11 protein-coding genes are annotated in these 19,798 nt (G+C 65.6%); 6 read left to right on the top strand and 5 right to left on the bottom strand.

Translation table 11 applies throughout. The features are described 5' to 3' along the window. The first annotated feature begins 200 nt into the window (after positions 1-200). Entirely contained in the window at positions 201-1,256 is a 1,056-nt protein-coding gene (locus G513_RS0108840; protein ID WP_022976476.1) for a Rieske 2Fe-2S domain-containing protein, read from the top strand. 58 nt (positions 1,257-1,314) lie between these two features. Continuing rightward, on the top strand, positions 1,315-2,271 hold the full coding sequence (locus G513_RS0108835) for a PDR/VanB family oxidoreductase (protein ID WP_022976475.1): 957 nt from the start codon (positions 1,315-1,317) through the stop codon (positions 2,269-2,271). A gap of 19 nt (positions 2,272-2,290) precedes the next feature. Here the strand turns inward: G513_RS0108835 and G513_RS0108830 are convergent, their stop codons facing one another. Next, a complete protein-coding gene (locus G513_RS0108830) occupies positions 2,291-4,621 on the bottom strand; it encodes an NADP-dependent malic enzyme (RefSeq protein ID WP_022976474.1) in 2,331 nt (776 codons plus the stop codon). A gap of 250 nt (positions 4,622-4,871) precedes the next feature. On the opposite strand from G513_RS0108830, the gene G513_RS22205 reads away from it, so the two are divergent. Together G513_RS22205 and G513_RS0108820 are read left to right on the top strand one after the other, a co-directional pair. After that, complete coding sequence (locus G513_RS22205; RefSeq protein ID WP_022976473.1) at positions 4,872-6,191, top strand: dicarboxylate/amino acid:cation symporter; 1,320 nt, start codon at positions 4,872-4,874, stop codon at positions 6,189-6,191. A gap of 163 nt (positions 6,192-6,354) precedes the next feature. After that, positions 6,355-8,919, top strand: a complete 2,565-nt coding sequence (locus G513_RS0108820; protein ID WP_084711475.1) for a hybrid sensor histidine kinase/response regulator — start codon at positions 6,355-6,357, stop codon at positions 8,917-8,919. Here G513_RS0108820 and G513_RS0108815 read toward each other — a convergent pair. Further along, on the bottom strand, positions 8,916-9,575 hold the full coding sequence (locus G513_RS0108815) for a response regulator (protein ID WP_028475324.1): 660 nt from the start codon (positions 9,573-9,575) through the stop codon (positions 8,916-8,918). The two genes, G513_RS0108820 and G513_RS0108815, sit on opposite strands and share 4 nt — an antisense overlap. Positions 9,576-9,895: 320 nt before the next feature. Here G513_RS0108815 and G513_RS0108810 point away from each other — a divergent pair, with 320 nt between their 5' ends. Then, entirely contained in the window at positions 9,896-11,413 is a 1,518-nt protein-coding gene (locus tag G513_RS0108810) for an alginate export family protein (protein WP_022976470.1), read from the top strand. A 360-nt stretch (positions 11,414-11,773) separates the two neighbouring features. Further along, the gene (locus G513_RS0108805) at positions 11,774-15,445 is read left to right on the top strand and encodes a chemotaxis protein CheB (RefSeq protein WP_022976469.1); all 3,672 of its coding nucleotides are present in this window, start codon (positions 11,774-11,776) and stop codon (positions 15,443-15,445) included. Between the two features lie 143 nt (positions 15,446-15,588). On the opposite strand, the gene G513_RS24840 is transcribed toward G513_RS0108805, so the two are convergent. The 3 genes from G513_RS24840 to G513_RS22190 form a co-directional block, all read right to left on the bottom strand. Beyond that, positions 15,589-16,152 (bottom strand): hypothetical protein, encoded by a 564-nt coding sequence (locus tag G513_RS24840; RefSeq protein ID WP_022976468.1) that lies wholly within the window; start codon positions 16,150-16,152, stop codon positions 15,589-15,591. A 336-nt stretch (positions 16,153-16,488) separates the two neighbouring features. Beyond that, entirely contained in the window at positions 16,489-18,573 is a 2,085-nt protein-coding gene (locus G513_RS22195; RefSeq protein ID WP_022976466.1) for a catalase, read from the bottom strand. Positions 18,574-18,699: 126 nt separating this feature from the next. Next, positions 18,700-19,725: a lysylphosphatidylglycerol synthase domain-containing protein gene (locus G513_RS22190; protein WP_022976465.1), complete on the bottom strand. Its 1,026-nt coding sequence runs from the start codon at positions 19,723-19,725 to the stop codon at positions 18,700-18,702. Positions 19,726-19,798: the final 73 nt, after the last annotated feature.

Genomic DNA, 19,798 nt, shown 5'->3' with positions numbered 1-19,798 from the left:
ACTCACCGCGTGTTGCCCGCGAATCCACCCGTTGGTGGCACGGGTGGTGGCCGCCGACCTTACTTCCAACCTTCTCGGAGGGTGATCTGTCTCTGCGCGAGTCCTAGATTGCCGGCACAGGCAACTCGGTGGAGCGAGTTCGGCTTGAGCGACCCATAGCGAGCGGTCGCTTTGCATCCATAACCGAATAGGAGATCGACATGTTTCTGAAGAACGCCTGGTACTGCGCCGGCTGGGACTACGAAATTCACCAGGGCCGCGATGCCATCGTTTCAAGAATGATGGCCGGCGAGCGTGTGGTGCTGTACCGCAAGCCTGATGGCGGCATGGTGGCTTTGGAAGATCGTTGCCCGCACCGGCAGGCTGCGCTCTCCCTGGGTCGCAAGGAAGGAAACTCGCTGCGCTGCCTGTACCACGGCATGAAGTTCAACAGCGAAGGTGTCTGCGAGGAAATTCCCGGTCAGACGACAATTCCCGAGCGCGCCTGCGTGCGCGCCTATCCGGTGGTCGAAAAGGACAACTGGATCTGGGTCTGGATGGGCGAGCCCGCCAAGGCCGATCCCAAGTTGATCTGCTTCTCGGTCGGGCCGGGTGATCCCAACTGGCATATCAAGACCTCCCAGATGCGCGTGGAGACCAACTATCGCTGGGAGATCGAGAATCTTGCCGATCTCAGTCACCTGACCTGGGTCCATCCGAACACGGTCGGCGGCGACCGCGCCTACGGCGAGATCAAGCCGATCCACACCATCACGCCACGCGGCCTCAACACAGTGTTCTGGGTTCGCTCGGTTGCGCCCACCGGATCGGTGAAGCACATCTTCCCGGAGGACATGAAGCTCGACATCTGCTTCGATATCCAGCACACCGTGCCTTGCAACTGGATCATGCGCTTCCGCGCGTTCAGCGCCGGAACCAACACCGAAGGCGAATCCAACGGCCAACTGCTCGTCGATACCTGGACTTGTCAGGCGGTCACGCCTCGGGATGAGGATTCGGTCGATTACTACTATTCATGGGGCGCCAGCAAGGAAACCGAGATCAAGGGGCTGAGCGATCTGCTCGGCAACGCGCTCGATGAAGCCTTCACCGAGGACAGGATCATGCTCGAGGCCCAGCATCTTCGGCGCAAGGAGAAGCCCAATCTGAAGATGATCAACATCTCTCATGATGCCGGCCCGGGAAAGATGCTCTGGGTGCTGGACAAGCTGATTCGCGAAGAAGGACAGGCTCAGCCAGTCGCCGAACCCGCCTGACCATCGGCGTCAGCCTGCCCGGTCGAGCCTTGTCGTCGGGTTGCCAGGATTTCCATACGTGACCAACATTCTGCAACTCGAAGTGGCAAGCATCCGCAGCGAAGCCAAGGACGTTCTTGTGCTGGAGCTGCGCGCTCGATCGGGCGTGCCCTTGCCGGCTTTCAGTGCCGGATCTCACCTCGAAGTGAATCTTGGCAATGGCCTGATCCGGCATTACTCGCTTTGCAACGATCCGGCCGAACGGGATCGTTATTGCATCGGCGTCGGGCTTGCACCCAGCAGTCGAGGAGGGTCTCGCCGCATCCATGATCTGGTGCGTCGGGGCGACCTGCTTTCCGTCAGCCAGCCGAGAAACAACTTTCCCCTCGTTGCGGATGCAGAGCAGTACTGCTTCGTGGCGGGAGGCATCGGCATCACGCCGATCCTGTCGATGATCCGATGGTGCGTGGCGGCCGGGAAGCGATGGCAGCTGTTCTACTGCGTCCGTTCACGGCAGCGGGCGGCGTTCTACGAAGACATCAAGGCGCTGGGCAACCCGGCTGCAGTCCATTTCCACATCGACGAGGAGCAGTCCGGTCGATTCTTCGATGCGGAGTCCGCGCTGCGCGCCGTACCGGCAACGGCCCACGTCTACTGTTGTGGCCCCGCTCCGTTGATGCGGGCGGTGCAGGAAGCCGGCCGTGATCGGCCCAGTGATCATGTGCACTTCGAGTGGTTCTCCGCCGAGCCGAAGACGCAGGAGGACCTTCAGGCATTCGATGTCGTCGTTCGAAGCTCGAAGCAGCGTTTCAGGGTCGGCGCCGATCAGAGCATTCTCGGCGTCCTCGAAGACAACGGCATTCTCCTTCCGAGCGCCTGCCGTGAAGGTCTCTGCGGCACTTGTCAGGTTTCGGTCCTGTCCGGAATTCCCGATCACCGCGACACCGTGTTGTCGGCGGAACAGCGGGCATCGAACCAGACCATGCTGGTCTGTGTTTCGAGAGCGCAATCGGACGTTCTGGAATTGGATCTGTAGCAGGCGCTGCCGCTGGCGACTAAACGCCCGCGGCCGACAACCGCCCCACGCTTGCCTCGGCCACCGTCAGCGCCGTCATGTTGACGATGCGGCGCACCGTCGTGCTCGGCGTCAGGATGTGCACCGGTCGCGCGCAGCCGAGCAGGATCGGCCCGACGGCGACGTTGTTGCCGGCGGCGGTCTTGAGCAGGTTATAGGCGATGTTGGCGGCGTCGATGTTCGGCATCACCAGCAGGTTTGCCGGGCCTTCGAGCGTGGTCTCCGGGAGGATGCGTTTGCGCAGCGCTTCGTCGAGCGCGCAGTCGCCGTGCATCTCGCCATCCACTTCCAGATCCGGTGCCTGTTCGCGCAGCAGCGCCAGGGTCTTGCGCATCTTCAGCGATGACGCGGTGTCGTAGCTGCCGAAATTGCTGTGCGAGAGCAGCGCTACCTTCGGCACGATGCCGAAGCGGCAGACCGATGCTGCGGCGAGCTGGGTGATCTCGGCGAGCTGTTCGGCGGTGGGATCGGCGTTGATGTGGGTGTCGACGATGAACACCTGGCGGTCGGGCAGGATCAGCGCGTTCATCGCGGCATAGACCGAGCTGCCGGGCGCATTGCCGATGGTGCGATCGATGAACTGCAGGTGCCGCGCGGTGCTGCTGATGGTGCCGCAGATCATCCCGTCCGCTTCGCCCTTGCGCATCAGCATGCCGGCGATCAAGGTGCTGCGGCGGCGCATCTCCAGCTTCGCGTACTGCGCGGTGACGCCGTGGCGGGCCATCAGCGCGTGGTACTCGGTCCAGTACTGGTGGTAGCGATCGTCGTGCTGCGGATTGACGATGGTGATGTGCACGCCAGCCTTGAGCCGCAGGCCGAAGCGCTGGATGCGTTCCTCGATGACATCCGGACGGCCGATCAGGATCGGCTGCGCCAGCTTTTCATCGACGATGATCTGCGCCGCCCGCAGCACCCGCTCTTCTTCACCTTCGGCGAACACCACGCGGCCGGTGCTGGCGGAGGCCTTGCGTGCCGCGGTGAACACCGGCTTCATGAAGGTGCCGCTCTGGTAGACGAACTGCTGCAGCTTCTGCCGGTAGGCCTCGAAGTCCTCGATCGGCCGACGCGCCACGCCGGAGTCCATCGCCGCCTGTGCCACCGCGGGCGAGATCTGCACGATCAGTCTCGGGTCGAAGGGCTTGGGGATGATGTAGGCGCCGCCGAACGACAGGTTCTCGGTGCCGTAAGCGGCGGCCACGACATCGCTCTGCTCCATGCGCGCGAGATCGGCGATGGCACGCACGGCGGCGATCTCCATTTCCCGGGTGATGGTCGTCGCGCCGACATCGAGCGCGCCGCGGAAGATGAATGGGAAGCACAGCACGTTGTTGACCTGGTTCGGATAGTCGGTGCGGCCGGTCGCGATGATCGCGTCGCCACGCACGGCCTTCACATCTTCCGGCAGGATTTCCGGATGCGGATTGGCCAGCGCGAAGATGATCGGCTTGGTCGCCATCGACGCGACCATCTTCGGCTTCAGCACGCCGCCGGCCGACAGGCCGAGAAACATGTCGGCACCGTCGATCACTTCGGCCAGGCTGCGCTGCTCGGTAGGCTGCGCGAAGCGCGCCTTGTCCGGGTCCATCAGTTCGGTGCGGCCGCTGTAGACGACGCCGGCGAGATCGGTCAGCCAGATGTGTTCGATCGGCAGGCCGAGATCGACCAGCAGGTCGACGCAGGCGAGTGCTGCCGCGCCGGCGCCGCTGACCACCACCTTGATCGCGCGGATGTCCTTTCCGACCACCTGCAGCGCATTCAGCGTGGCGGCGCCGACGATGATCGCGGTGCCGTGCTGATCGTCGTGGAACACCGGGATCTTCATCCGCGCACGCAGCTTGCGTTCGATCTCGAAGCACTCTGGCGCCTTGATGTCTTCGAGGTTGATGCCGCCGAAGGTCGGTTCGAGTGCTGCGATGATGTCGACCAGCTTGTCGGGATCGGTCTCGTTGACTTCGATATCGAAGACATCGATGCCGGCGAACTTCTTGAACAGCACCGCCTTGCCTTCCATCACCGGCTTGGCCGCCAGCGGGCCGATGTTGCCGAGGCCGAGCACGGCGGTGCCGTTGGTGATCACCGCAACGAGGTTGCCGCGCGCGGTGTAGCGATAGGCGTTGAGCGGATCGGCGGCGATCTCCTCGCAGGCGGCGGCGACGCCGGGCGAATAGGCGAGGGCCAGATCGTGCTGGTTGGTGAGCTGCTTGGTGGCGGTGACCGCCAGCTTTCCGGGAATCGGGAACTCGTGATAATCCAGTGCGGCCTGGCGCAGGCTTTCGCGGACCTTGCTTGCGATCGGTGTGTCCTGGCTCATGCGTCTCTCGGTGTTCGCAACGAAGTGGTTCGGATGCGCCGGCAGGTCTGCCGGGCACAGCGAAGGGCGCGGCGATTATAGGAGCCGCATGCCGACGAGCCGGCCGGCAGCAGCTAGTACATTCGGGTTAGGCAGCACGGCAGTTACTACCATCCGGCTATTCCGTGAAGGCCGTTGCACGGCGCAGGATCAGCTCATACCCAGGAAGGCTTGAAACCATGAGCCGCCGCAACCCGCGATCAGGAGACACATGACCACTTCAACGCATGCATCCGCCAACTCATCCAGGCGCCTGTACCTGTGGGTGCTGCTGGCGATCGTGATCGGCGGCTCGATCGGCCACTACTTCCCGGAAACCGGCGTGGCGTTGAAGCCGCTCGGCGATGCCTTCATCAGCCTGATCAAGATGCTGATCGGCCCGATCATCTTCCTGACCGTGGTCATGGGCATCGCCGGCGTGTCCGATGTGAAGAAGGTCGGCCGGGTCGGCGTCAAGGCGATCCTCTACTTCGAAGTGGTGTCGAGCTTCGCGCTGGTGATCGGCCTGATCGTCGTCAACCTGTTGAAGCCGGGCGCCGGCTTCAATGTCGATCCGGCCACGCTCGATGCCGGTGCGGTGGCCAAGTACGCCGCTGCTGCGCACGACCAGAGCACCGTCGGCTTCCTGCTGCACATCATCCCCAAGACCTTCACCGATGCCTTCACCGGCAATGGCGATCTGCTGCAGGTGCTGCTGATCGCGCTGCTGTTCGGCTTCGCGATGAGCGCGGTCGGCGAGCAGGGCAAGCCGGTGATGAGCTTTCTCGATGCGATCTCGAAAGTGTTCTTCCGGATGATGAGTTCGATCATGCGCCTGGCGCCGATCGGTGCCGGCGGCGCGATGGCCTTCACCATCGGCAAGTACGGCCTCGACAGCCTCGGCCCGCTGGCCAAGCTGATGGGCAGCTTCTATCTCACCTGCGCGCTGTTCATCGTGCTGGTGCTCGGCACCATCGCCAGGCTCTCCGGCTTCAGCATCTTCCGCTTCCTGCGCTACATCCGCGATGAGCTGCTGTTGGTGCTCGGCACCTCGTCGTCGGAATCGGCGCTGGTGCCGCTGATGCAGAAGCTGGAGCGCCTCGGCTGCGGCAAGCCGGTGGTCGGTCTGGTGGTGCCGAGCGGTTACTCGTTCAATCTCGATGGCACCAACATCTACCTGACGATGGCGGCGATCTTCGTGGCGCAGGCGCTCAACGTCGATCTGACCCTGACCCAGGAGATCACCCTGCTGGCGGTGGCGATGCTGACCTCGAAGGGCGCTTCCGGCGTCACCGGTGCCGGCTTCATCACCCTCGCCGCAACCCTGGCCGTGGTGCCTTCGGTGCCGGTCGCCGGCCTGGCGCTGATCCTCGGCATCGATCGCTTCATGAGCGAAGCGCGGGCGCTGACCAACCTGGTCGGCAATGGTGTGGCGACAATCGTCGTCGCCGGCTGGGAGAACGAGCTGGATCGCGATCGCCTGCGCCGCGAACTGACCGCCGGCCCGGATGCGATGTCGGAACCGTTGCCGGAAGGTCTGACGCAGAGTTAGCTTGCGGCTTCACCTGATGGGGATCGCGAAATGACTGACAGCAGCTGCCTGAACGCGCACCGCGCTCGTGGCTGAAGCTGCTGCGCCGGGTCCACGGCGACAGGGCCACCGGCTGCGGCTGGTGGCCATCGTGCTGCTGGTCATCGCGGTGCTTGGCGGCGCGATGACCGCGGTGGCGCGGCAGGCCACGCAGCAGGCGCTGCGCGAATCGGCGGCGCGCAGTGCCGAGCAGCTCGGTCTGTATGCGGCGTCGCTGCAGTCGATGATCGACCGCTACCGCACCCTGCCGACGGTGCTGGCGCTGGACCCGGAGCTGCGCCAAGCATTGAGCCGGGCGCAGCGCGCGCCGATCGATGTCGCCGCCAGCCAGCAGCTCAGCCGCCGGCTGGAAGTGGTCAACGGCGCGGCCCATACCTCGACCCTGACCCTGCTCGATCGCCAGGGCATCGGCGTCGCCGCCAACAACTGGCAGCTGCCGGGCAGCAATGTCGGCGTCGACTACCGCTTCCGGCCGTACTTCCAGCAGGCGATGCGCGACGACCGCGGCAGCTTCTACGGCATCGGCGTCACCACCGGCGTACCCGGCTACTACATGACCCAGGCGGTGCATGACGATGACGGCAGCCGCATCGGCGCGGTGACCGTCAAGGTGGAACTCGGCGAGCTGGAGCAGGAATGGCAGAAGGCCGCCGATGTGGTGCTGATCAGCGACGCCCACGGCATCGTCTTCCTGGCCAATCGCGAGGCCTGGCGTTATCGCCAGCTGAAGACTCTGAGCCCGGCCGAGCTTGATGAGCTGGCGCGTACCCAGCAGTACGCCGGCCAGCGCCTGAAGCCGCTCAGCCTGCGCGATGCCAGAGGCCCTGAAGGAACGCGGAGGGTGAAGCTCGAAAGCGCGGGTCTGCGGGGCGACTTTCTGTGGCAGTCGCTGCCGCTGGCCAGCGATGGCTGGACCCTGCATCTGCTCCATGAAACCAGTGACAGCGAAGACGCCGGCCTGATCGCCGCGCTCGCGGCCGGCGGTGCGCTGCTGAGCCTGTTGTTCCTGGTGCTGTTCGTGCAGCAGCGCCTGCGCTTGTCGCGCCTGCGCCGGCGCAGCCGCGAGGAACTCGAGCAGCTGGTGCGCCAGCACGCGGAAGCGCTGCACAGCGCGCAGGACGGCATCGTCATCGCCGCCGAACGGGCCAGCGTCGGCCAGCGCCAGAGCCTCGAACATCTGGCCCAGGGCGTCAGCGTCATCGATGCCGATCTGCGCCTCGTGGCTTGGAACCGCCGCTATGTCGAAATCTTCGGCTATCCGCCGGAACTGATGCGCATCGGCCGGCCGATCGAAGACCTGCTGCGCTACAACGCGCGCCGCGGCCTGCTCGGCAGTGGCGATGTCGAGGTCGCCGTGCAGCGGCGGCTCGATCATCTGCGCGCCGCGCGGCCGCACATGTTCGAGCGCGAGTGGGCCAACGGCACGGTGATCGAGATTCGCGGCAATCCGCTGCCGGCCGGCGGCTTCGTCACCTCGTATGCCGACATCACCGCGTATCGAAATACCGCGCGCGAGCTGCGCACCCTGGCGGTGTCGCTGGAGCGCCGGGTCGACGAACGCACCCAGGATCTCGATGCCGCGCGCCGCGAGGCCGAGCGCGCCAATCGCTCGAAGACCAGCTTCGTCAGCGCCGCCGTCCACGACCTGCTGCAGCCGCTGAACGCGGCGCGCATGTACACCTCGGCCTTGCGCGAACGCCTGGACGACGCGCAGGCCGCGGCGCTGGCCGACAACATCGAGGAAGCGCTTGCCGCCGAGGACGGCATCCTGTCGAGCCTGCTCGATATCTCGCGTCTGGAATCCGGCGCGCTGCAGACCCAGGTGGGGGATCTGGCGCTCCAGGATATGTTCGACACGCTGCGCCGCGAGTTCGAGCCCACCGCGCAGCTGCGGGGCCTGAGCCTGCGCGTGGTGGCGACGCACGCCGTGGTCAAGAGCGATGCCGCGCTGCTGCGGCGCATCCTGCAGAACTTCCTGTCCAACGCGCTGCGCTACACCGTGCGCGGCAGCGTGCTGATGGGCGTGCGGCGCAGCGCCGGTGGCTTGCGCATCGAAGTCTGGGATACCGGTTGCGGCATCGCCGAAGCGCATCGTGTCGTGATCTTCGAAGAGTTCCGCCGCCTCGATGGCGGCTCGGCACAGTCCGATCGCGGCGCCGGCCTGGGCCTGGCGATCGTCGAGCGCATCGCGCGGCGGCTCGATCACCGGATCGGCCTGCGCTCATGGCCGGGGCGTGGCAGCGTGTTCAGCGTCGCGCTGCCGGCCGGTGATCGCAGCGGCGTGAGCACGCCGGCCACGACCATCGCTGAGCCGGCCACCGCATTGCAGGGCCGCCATATCTGGTGCATCGACGATGACCCGCGTGTACGCGAAGCCGCCCGTGCGCTGCTGCAGGCCTGGGGCTGCCAAGTGACGCTGATCGGCAGTCTGGAAGAGGCGGCTGCATCAACCGCCGAAGCGCCTGATCTGGTGCTGCTCGATCATCGCCTCGGTGCCAGCACCGGTGCCGATCTGATGCCGTCGCTGTTCCGGCGCTGGGGTCGCCAGCCGCCGGTGATCATGATTTCGGCAGAGCGCGAAGCGGCTTCGGAAGCCGCCGCCGATGCCGGCTGGGCGTTCCTGCCGAAGCCGGTGCGGCCACCGGCCTTGCGGGCCTTGATGCGGCAGTTGCTGTTGCGGAGCGGCTAGCCCGGATCGCCAGCTTCAGGCTCCGGCTGCAGCGCCTTGACCTTCACCGCGGCCTGCGTGCGGCTGTAGCACTCCAGCTTGCGCAGCACGGCGGTGATGTGGACCTTCACCGTGTTCTCGGCCAGACCCAGTTCGTGGGCGATCTGCTTGTTGAGCAGGCCATCGGCCATCGCCATCAACACGCGGAACTGCTGTGGCGTCAGCTGGGCAAGCTGTTCGGCCAGCTTGGCGTCTTCGGCGCTGCGCGCGGCACGCTGCGGCGGAAACCATTCATCGCCCTGCATGACCACGCGCAGCGCGTTCTGCAGCACCGCCGGTGGCGCGGACTTCGGCACGAAGGCCGCCGCGCCGAACTGCTGGGCGCGGCCGACGGTGCGCGGATGATCGTTCGACGAGATCACGATCACCGGCAGCGCCGGCCGTTCGCCGCGCAGATAGACCAGCGACGAGAAGCCCTGCGCGCCGGGCATGTTCAGATCGAGCAGCACCAGATCCAGTTCGGGATTCTCGATGACGGCAGCGCTCAGCGACGCGAAGCTCGAGGCTTCGGCGATGCTGCCGCCCGAGCCAGTGAACGGCTGCAGCGCATGGACGATGGCGGCTCGGAACAGCGGGTGATCGTCGGCCACCAGGATGCGCAGATTGCCGGCGTCCATCGCGGTCATTTCCATGACAGCGCGGTTGCTGTGATCGGGCCGCCGGGCGTCGGGACATGGTGCATGCCGTCAGTGTAGGCAAACGCTGCACAGGCAGCTAACACCATCAGGCCGGATCGAGCCGGCCTAGCTCCATGGTGTTATTTCCCGGCGCGCGCGCCGCGACCAAGATGGCGACATTCAACCGGCCTGCCATGGCACCCGCCAGGCAACCGGAAAAACGATTCCCGACCCTTCCCTGACGCGCTGCCCGAAGCGGGCGGATCGACTGCGGCCTGCGGCGAGGGATCACAGCCTGATCATCGTGCGAGGAGTCGTGCATGTCCTGGAATACCACGCTGTCGCTGCGCCTGGCCTGCGGTGTCTTGTCTGCGGTGCTGGCACTGGCCGCCGAAGCCGCGACCGAGGCCAGCGGCGCCGATCCCGAGATGCCCGCGGCTGTGGACGCGCCGGCCGCCAAGGTGCCCGCGCCGCCGATGCCAGGCGGCTACCCGGTCGCTGCGGTCGGACAGGGTGCGACGGTCAACGGCTACAACGTCGCACGCTGGGCCGAGGACTGGCAGCGCATGGGTGATCCCGGCCAACGGCATGATTTCCTCGACCGGATCAAGTACCTGCCGATCGGCCGGCCGGACGTCTACCTGAGCTTGTCCGGCGAACTGCGCGGGCGCATCAACTACACCGAGCACGCGCAGCTGCGTGACGGCGAGCAGCGGCAGGACATCTATCGCGTGTTCGTCGGCACCGACCTGCATCTCGGCCCGCATCTGCGGCTGTTCGGCGAACTCGGCCGCGGCGTCATCGAGGGCCGCAACATCGGCGCGCCGTCCGGCGCGCTGCGCAACGATCTGTTCCTGCAGCAGCGCTTCGCGGACTGGACCGATCACTTCGGCACGGTCGAGGTCGGCGTGCGTTACGGGCGGCAGTTGTTCATCGATGGACCGAACCTGCTGGTCGCGGCGCGCGACAACAACACGCTGCATGTCACCGTCAACGGCCTGCGCACCTGGATCAACGGTGAATACCTGCGCGCCGATATCTTCGATTTCGACTTCAACCGCCTCGGCAATGGCGGCATCGACGACGACCACCGGGACCGTGATCGCCGGTTCTCGGGCATCACCGGCGGCATCGTGCTGCCGCGTCGCTGGCTCGACGGCAAGCTCTATCTCGATCCGTTCGTGTGGCGACAGCGCCAGCGCAATGCGACCTGGGGCGCGCTGTCCGCACGCGAGGAACGCTATTACGGCGGCCTGCGGCTGTGGGGCGAGATCGGCGCGGCGACGCTGGACTGGACCGTCAACCACCAGTGGGGCGATCACGACGGGCGTCGTCTCGAAGCCTGGCAGGCGCTGTTCGCGCAGAACTGGCGGCTGGGCCAGGACCGCCTCGCGCCACGCCTCGGCTTCCATGCCGACTACGCGAGCGGTGGCGGTGCCTATGGCGGACGGACGCTGCGCAATGCCTCGGCGCCGTACGGCAACAACATCTACTACGCCTACGGCCTGTTTCTGACGCCGACCAATCTCGCTGCATTCGCGCCGAACCTCGTGCTCCAGCCGCTTGCCGATGTGCGGGTGACGCTCGAATACCAGTGGACCTGGCGTGTCGACCGCGACGATGCCGTCTACCGCGCCAACGGTACGGCCTATGCCGGCACGGCCGGCGCGGGTGGCAGCCACACCGCCGATGTCGCGCGCCTGCAGGTGGTCTGGAGCCTCACGCCGCGGCTGTCGCTGACCACACGGCTCGAGCACCTCCAGGCCGGCTCCGCGCTCGAACAAGGCGGCTACCGCAGTTCGAACTTTGCCGCGGTGTTCGCGAGCTACCGTTTCTGAGCCGCGTCTGATCGCCGAAGACAGCCGTAGGGGAAACGCAGCGGGTAGATGGCCGGAGGGACGAGCCGGAGAACTTGACCTTGCGCTTCCGGATGAACGGGTGAGTGTCGATCGGCAGCCTTGAATCAGCTGTGGTTGCGCTACCGGCCGCTGCTGCGAATGCGACATCTGAAGCTTGCCGCAAGTGGTTCCTGCAGCGGCATGACGCTGCTCCAGCTACTGCCAGACGGGTGATTGAAAAAGTCGCCGGAAAAGACCCGGTTCCACGGTTTCGTCAATTCGCTTTGTGCGGCGGGAGCACTTTAAGATTTGCCGCGCTGAACAGACCGATCGTTCACGACAGGGAGACGGAAGACGAGTATGGATACCGGAGCAGATGATCGTGCTGCGCCTGAGCGCGACCAGGCCGCGCTGAGCGTCGCCGTGATCGGCGCCTCCGCCGGTGGCGTGGAGGCGCTCAGCCGCCTGATCGAGCACTTCCCGGAAGTGCCGCGTTTCGCGATCGTGGTGCTGACCCATCTGGATCCGGATCACGAAAGCCAGCTGGTGCCGGTGCTGCAGAAGTGCACGAGCATCCCGGTGCAGTCGATGAGCGATGGCGACATGCTCGAAGCCGGTCGCATCTATGTGCTGGTGCCGGCGATGACCGCCACCCTGCTCGATCGCAAGCTGGTGCTGACGCCGCGCGGCCCCGGCCTGAATCTGCCGATCGATATCTTCCTGTCATCGGCCGCACGCGACAGCGAGATCGATGTCGCCGCCGTCATCCTGTCCGGCACCGGCCAGGACGGTACCGCAGGCGCTGCCGAAGTGCGTCATGCCGGTGGCTATGTCGTGGTCCAGGAGCCGGCCACGGCAACTCATGACGGCATGCCGCAGTCGGTGCTCGACAATCAGCTGGCCGATGCCGCACTGACGCCGGAGCAGATTGCGCCGGCGATCCAGCGCTATCTGGAAAGCGATGCGCCGAGCGACCCCGCCGTGCTGCCCGATGCCAAGGTGCTCGACGAGGTTCATGCGCTGATCCACAAGCAGTCCGGCCTCAACCTCCGTTACTACAAGGACGTCAACGTGCGCCGGCGGTTCATGCGCCGCGCCTTCCTGCAGTCGGGTGGCGATGTCGGCCATTACCTGGTGCGCCTGCGCGACGATCCGGACGAAATCCTCGCCCTCAAGGACGATCTGCTGGTCGGTGTCACCGCCTTCTTCCGCGATCCGGAACTGACCGAAGGCCTGCGCCAGTTCGTGATCCCGGCGATTCTCGAATCGAACGCCAACCCGATCCGCGTCTGGGTGCCCGGCTGCTCGACCGGCGAAGAGGTGTATTCGATCGCCATCCTGTTCGTCGATGCTATGGCCGCGGCCGGTGTCACCCGCAAGCTGCAGATCTTCGGTACCGACATCAACGAGCGGGCGATCAGCCGCGCGCGCCTCGGGCGTTACTCGGCAGAAGCGATGGCGGCGGTGCCCGAAACCTGGCGCGCGCAGTATTTCGTGGCCGAAGAGGGTGGCTGGCGGCTGACCAAGGATCTGCGCTCGCTGTGCATCTTCGCGACCCACAATCTGCTCGCCAATGCACCGTTCTCCGGCGTCGATCTGGTGTCCTGCCGGAACCTGCTGATCTACCTGCACAAGGATGCCAAGCAGCAGGCCTTCGAAGCGTTCTCGTATGCCGCGGCGAACGGCGGCAGCCTGCTGCTGGGCCGTTCGGAAGCAGCCGATCCGGAACTGTTCGAGGAAGTGTCGACCCGCCACAACCTCTACCGCCGCCGGCCGAAAGCGCCGCGGCCGGTGCGCGGCTTCACTTTCACCGAGCCGCTGCCGGCCGGGCTGCTCGGTTTGCCGAGTGGCGAGAAGCCGGATTTCGCGCTCGAGAATCTTGCCGATCAACTGGCCCTGGCCCATTTCGGGCCGCCCGGTTTCGTCGTCGATGCCAACGGCCGGGTGCTGCAGTTCCGCGGCGATACCTCGCCGTTCCTGCTGCCGAGCAGCGGTGACGCCACCTTGTCGATCGCCCGCCTGGTGCGGCCGGAACTGCAGGTGGATGTGCGTGCCGTGCTGATGGAAGCCGCGCGCAGCAAGCTGCCGGTGCGCCGTGATCGGGTCTTCGTCGACAACCATCAATACACGCTCGAAGTGCTGCCGCTGCAGGCCGGTGCCTCGCAGCGCTACTTCCTGGTCGCACTGCAGCGGCGCGATCTGACGGCACTCGTACCGGCGGTGTCGGGCGACCCCGATGTCCGCAACGAGGAGCTGGAGCACTACATCCGCGTGCTCAGCGATGAACTCGAACAGAGCCGCACCCAGTTGCGCGCGGTGGTCACCGAGTACGACACCACCAGCGAGGAACTGCGCACCGCCAACGAGGAAGTGCTGTCGGCGAACGAGGAACTGCAGAGCGCCAACGAGGAGCTGCAGACCGCCAAGCAGGAACTCGAAGCAGCGAACCGCGACCTCACCGGCGTCAACGACGAAATGGCGCGGCGCAACCAGGAGCTGGTGCAGCTCAACGATGATCTCAGCAATCTGATCAACGGCATTCCGGTGCCGGTGCTGATGCTCGACCGGCAACGCCGGGTGCGCCACTTCTCGCCGGCGGCCGGGCCGATGTTCGGGCTCACCGCGGCCGATCTCGGCGGCGCCTTGCCGAGGTCCAGCGCGTTCGCGCCGGAAATGCTCGATGCCATCCTCGACGACGCCGTGCAGGAACTGCGGCCGGTGGAGCAGGAAACGCAGGATCTGCAGAGCCGCAGCCACATCATCACGGCGCGCGCCTATCAGACCAGCGACAACCGCATCGAAGGCGCGGTGCTGGCCTTCCAGGACATCCAGCGCCTGCGCCTGGCGCTCGACGAAGCCAATGCCGCGCGTGCTGAAGCGGAGCGCGCCAACGCCGCCAAGAACGAATTCCTGGCGCTGGTCAGCCACGAACTGCGCGCGCCGCTGAACGTCATCACCGGCTGGAGCGCGGTGCTGCAGAAGCTGTCCGGCGATGGCGACACCTCGGCGATCACCAATCGGCCGACCATGCAGCGCGCGCTGGACATCATCGATCGCAACTGCCGCCTGCAGGCCCGGCTGATCGACGATCTGCTCGATGTCTCGCGCATCATCAGCGGCCGTCTGAGCCTCGATCTGCGGCTGACCAATCTGTCCAGCCTGATCCGCGCAACGGTTGAAGGCATGGCGCCGACGGCGGAAGCCAAGAAGATTTCCCTGAGCGCCGACGGCATGGACGAAGCGACGATGCTGCTCGCCGATACCCGGCGCGTGCAGCAGATCATCGCCAACCTGCTGCAGAACGCCATCAAGTTCACGCCGGAGGGCGGCCGCATCGTGGTGTCGCTGGCGCGCGTCGAGACCTGGGCCGAGCTGACCGTCACCGATACCGGCATGGGCATTCCCACCGATCGCCTGCCGCGCATCTTCGATCGCTTCAGTCAGGCCGACACCAGCCGCACCCGCGAGCACGGTGGCATGGGTCTGGGACTCTCGATCGTCCGCCACCTTGCCGAAGGCCATGGCGGCACCGTGGCCGCGCACAGCGAAGGCCCGGGCAAGGGCGCGCGCTTCGTGGTGCGGCTGCCGCTGGCACCGGCGCAGATGTTCGAGGAAGTGCCGGCCAGCAACGGTCAGACGCTGAACCAGTCGCTGCGCGGCTATCGCATCCTGATCGTCGATGACGAAGTCGGCGGCCGCGAGGCGATCACCCATCTGCTGAACGCTGCGGGTGCTGAAGCCACAGCGGTGCCTTCGGCTTCGGAAGCGCTGCAATTGCTGGAATCGGAGCGTTACGACGCCATGGTTTCCGACATCGCGATGCCGGGTACCGATGGCTACACGCTGGTCCGCGAACTGCGGGTGATCGAGGCCGCGCGGCGCTTGCCGAGAACCCTGGCGATTGCACTCACCGGCTTCGCCAGTATTGCTGATCGCGACGAGGCAATCGCCGCCGGCTTCGATGGTCATCTGACCAAACCGGCTGATCCCACCGAACTGGCCAATCGCATCGCGGCCGGCTGCGCGCGCTAGGCGCTTTTCTTCGCAGCCCTTGAACCCGTCATTCCCGCGAAGGCGGGAATCCAGTTTGGGCCGTGGCGCGCCGCATCAGAACTGGATTCCCGCCTGCGCGGGAATGACGACCGGATGTTGGTAGCTGCAAAAAGAAAACTGCCCTAGGCGTCGATCAAGCGCAGCGGCGCCAGCGGATCGAAGTCGGTCCATTGGCCTTCGACGAGCGTGCCTTCGGTACGCTCGATGTCGGTGCCACCGCGTGTCCTCAGGATGTCGGCAACCTTGCGCTGCAGCTCTGGCGTCGGTGCCGCCACGGCGATCAGCGAGCCGGCCTTGCGGCGTGCCGACGGGTCCGGAAGCACTTCGGCGGGCGTCTCGGCACTCGGCTCGTTGTGATCCTCCACCTTGAGCATCGCGCCGGCGAACGAGCCGACATAGGCACCCGCGCCAGCCACCGCAACGGCAGCCGGGCCGAGCAGCGGCAAGGTCGCCAGTCCGGCAACCGCACCGATCGCAGCGCCGACGGCGGCGCCGGATGCACCGCCCTTGGCGGCTTCATCGACAGGCGGCGGACCATCGCCTTCGAAGTACTGGTCCGGCTCGGCGGACGGGCTGACGAAGAAAGTGGTCATCTGCCCGGCGGCGATGCCGGCGTCAGCGAGATCGGACAAAGCCTTCTGGGCGTCGGGAAGCTGCTCGAAGTTGCCGGTGATGATGATGGTCATGGAGCCTACTCGTGGCGGGCCCTGCCGGGTCGTTTGGGGACCCTGATCAGTGCCATTGCGGGATCTGGACTGCCTGCGGTTCAAGCGGGCGCGATGGGCGCCTGCGGGGTGCCGAAGCTCGGTGCGCGGGGGCTTCGTATCAGTACCGAATGTCATGGATTCCTCCATTGGTCTGGTTGACGAAGAAAGGCGATTGCATCGCGCGTGCCCGCTGCTGGTGCGCGTTCCCGATCGTGGAATCGGGCAGTTATTACAAGGCGGCGGGCAGAAAGGGTGAGGTCGGCGCGGTCGTCAAACCGCGCTGACCCCGCACCCATCAGCGAGTGGAGCGGCCGATCAGACCGCCTGCTCGCTGCGCTCGTAATGCTTGAGCCTGGCGATCGCGGCGATCACCGCAGCCCACTCGGATTTCGACGAGGCGAAGCGGAACACGCCGATCGAATCCGCCTTGACACCAGCGGCTGCGAGTAACGGTGCGGCGTCCTTGCAGGCGACGATGGTCTTCAGGTGGTTGTGGGTTTCGCGCACGAACGCCGTGCCTTCCACGGTCTTCGCCAAGGCGGCCGGCGAGGCGCCGCCGGGAATCACCAGCGCATCGAAAGCCACCGACGGCATCGTCGCCAGGGTGTGATCGACCTGCACCTCGCCATGCTGGCCCTTGAGCGTGCCGAGCTTCGCCGCCAGCACTTTCACCGTGGCGCCGGCCGTGGTCAACGCCGTCTTCGCCGAAGCGATCTGCTGATCGTTGCAGCCGGGCCCGGCGAGCACGGCGATCTTCAGGCCGCGAACGCCATTGCTGCCCGGACGGAACATCAAGCTCAGCGCTGCCGACTGCTTGATCGGATTCTTGACCTTCACATCGACCGCCGGACCACCCTTGCGGGCATCGGGAACGATGTTCAGGTTGTCGCCGATGGTCTTCGCCAGTTCGCTGCTGACCTTGGCCAGATTGCCGAGCATGCGTTCACGGATCGCCGGCGTTTCGAGCTTGCCGAGTTCGAAGCTGAAGGCAGCCGCGATGTGGACGCGTTCGACCGTGGTTTGACTGTTGTAGAACAGCGTCGCCTGCGAGAAATGCTCGGCGAAGCTGGCGGCGCGGATGCGCTGCTTGACGCCGGATAGCGGCGCCGGAAAGGTCTTGAAGCCCGGCCGTCCGGTCATCGGGCAACCGCCGCCGACCGAGTTCGGCGAGTACGCGGCACGGCCCTGGTTGATGGTCATGCGCATGTGGGCATCACGCTGGTTGCTGTGCACCGGCGAGCGCGAGCGGTTGATCGGCAGCTCGTTGAAGTTCGGGCTGCCGAGGCGCGACAGCTGGGTGTCCTGATACGAGAACACGCGGCCCTGCAGCAGCGGGTCTTCGGACAGATCGATGCCCGGCACCAGATGGCCGACGCTGTAGGCCACCTGTTCGGTCTCGGCGAAATAGTTGTCCGGATTGCGGTTCAGCACCATCTTGCCGACCACCACCACCGGGCACAGTTCCTCGGGCACCAGCTTGGTCGCATCGAGCACGTCGAACGGCCACTTGGCGGCGTCCTTCTCGGTGAACATCTGCAGGCCCAGCTCCCATTCCGGGAAGTTGCCGGCTTCGATCTGCTCCCAGAGATCACGGCGATGGAAATCCGGATCGGCACCGGAGATCTGCACCGCTTCATCCCAGATCAGGCTGTGGGTGCCGGCCTTCGGCTTCCAGTGGAATTTCACCAGGGTAGCGGCACCGGCCGCGTTGATCAGGCGGAAGGTGTGCACGCCGAAGCCTTCCATCATCGCCAGCGAACGCGGCAACGCGCGATCACTCATCACCCACATCAGCATGTGCGTGGTTTCGGTGGTCAGCGAGGCGAAATCCCAGAAGGTGTCGTGGGCCGACGCGGCCTGCGGAATGGCGTTGTGCGGTTCCGGTTTCACCGCGTGGATCAGATCGGGAAACTTGATCGCATCCTGGATGAAGAACACCGGGATGTTGTTGCCGACCAGATCGAACACGCCTTCTTCGGTGTAGAACTTGGTCGCGAAGCCGCGCACGTCGCGGGCGACATCGGTGGAGCCTTTCTCGCCGGCCACGGTGGAGAAGCGCACGAACACCGGTGTCTGCGCGCCGGGCTTCAGGAACTTCGCCTGAGTGACATCGGAGATGTCCTTGCTGGCTTCGAAGTAGCCGTGGGCACCGACGCCGCGCGCATGAACCACGCGCTCCGGAATGCGCTCGTGATCGAAGTGCTGGATCTTTTCCAGGAAGTAGAAATCTTCCGCCAAGGTCGGCCCGCGTTCGCCGGCGCGCAGGCTGTTGTCGTCATCGGGAATCGGAATGCCCTGATTGCTGGTCAGGCCGGAACCTTCATCGGATACCCGATAAGCATCCAGTACATCGGTATTGCCGCGCGGAGCTGCGCGGCGCGGGTTTTTTGCCTTTGCCATGGTGTCGGTCTCCTCGGATGGGTCCCATCGCGGATATCGACGATGGGAAACAGCAGGCGGTCCGGACGTAGTCCGGAGCAGTGGTGGATTGCGGGAAACTGCGGTTGAAAAAAGCCTGCGCAGCGCTCAGGTCTGCGCGGACCGCTGCTGTTGCGGGATGGCGGCAGCAGTCTCTTCGGGGTGTTCTGCTGCGTCGTTCTCTGCATCGAGCTTGTGGCTGCGGCCCTGGGCCTCGAGCAGGAAGTAAACCGGGATCGCAGCGCACAGCGGCATCAGGTAATAGAGCGCGCGGTAGGTGAGCAGCGCGGCAAACAGTTCGGCATGCGGCACGCGGCTGCCGAGCACGGCGAAGAACACCGCTTCGGTGACGCCGAGACCGGCGGGCACATGGGTCGCTGCGCCGGCGATGGCGGCCAGCAGGAAAACACCGAGCACCAGCGGAAAGTCGACGTGCTGGCGCAGCAGCACGTACAGGATGCCGGCGATCAGCAGCCAGTTGAGGCTCGATACCAGCACCTGCAAGGTAGCGAAACCGGCGCTGGGCAAGCTCAGTTCGCGGCCGCGTATCGTCCAGCTGCGCCGCTTCGCCAATGCCGAAGCACCGATGTAGAGAACCAGGGTCGCCAGCAGCGCGACACCGGCGATGGTCAAACCCAGCCTGCCGATTTCCCAGCCTGCCGGCGGCTTGACGAAGTTGAACGCGAAGGCCACGCCTGCAAGCAGGAAGTAGCCGGACCAGTTGGTGACCAGACTCATGCCGACCACTCGCGTGACCTGCTCGGCATCGAGACCGATGCGCGAATAGAGCCGGTAGCGGAAGCCGATGCTGCCGACCCAGGAGCCGAAGTTCAGATTGAAGGCGTAGCAGACGAAGGCGATTGCCATCGCCTTGGCTTTCGATACCTGCAATCGCAGCGCATGGCGTGCGAACAGATCGACGCAGGCATAAACGGCGTAGCTGCCGATCGAGCAGGCCGCAGCCAGCAGCAAGGTGCTGCGATCGATTTGCTGCACCGAGCGCCAGATCTGCTGCCAGTCCAGCGTTCGGCCGTAGCGATAGATCAGCCAGGCGACGAGCAGAAAGAACGCGACCGCGAGTCCGCGCTTGAGCAGCTGATAGTGATGTTGGCGGCTGGGCGGATTGGTCTGCATCCCTGAGCCGGGGCAGTTAGCGTGCCTGTCTAGCTCCGCGAACTGGGCGGCAGGCGCAGGAACGGAACGTGCC

The sequence above is a fragment of the Nevskia ramosa DSM 11499 genome (genome assembly GCF_000420645.1).
GTDB classification, from domain to species: Bacteria; Pseudomonadota; Gammaproteobacteria; order Nevskiales; family Nevskiaceae; genus Nevskia; species Nevskia ramosa.
Note: the sequence above shows the minus strand (reverse complement) of the source record. Positions and strands in the feature narration are given on the sequence as shown.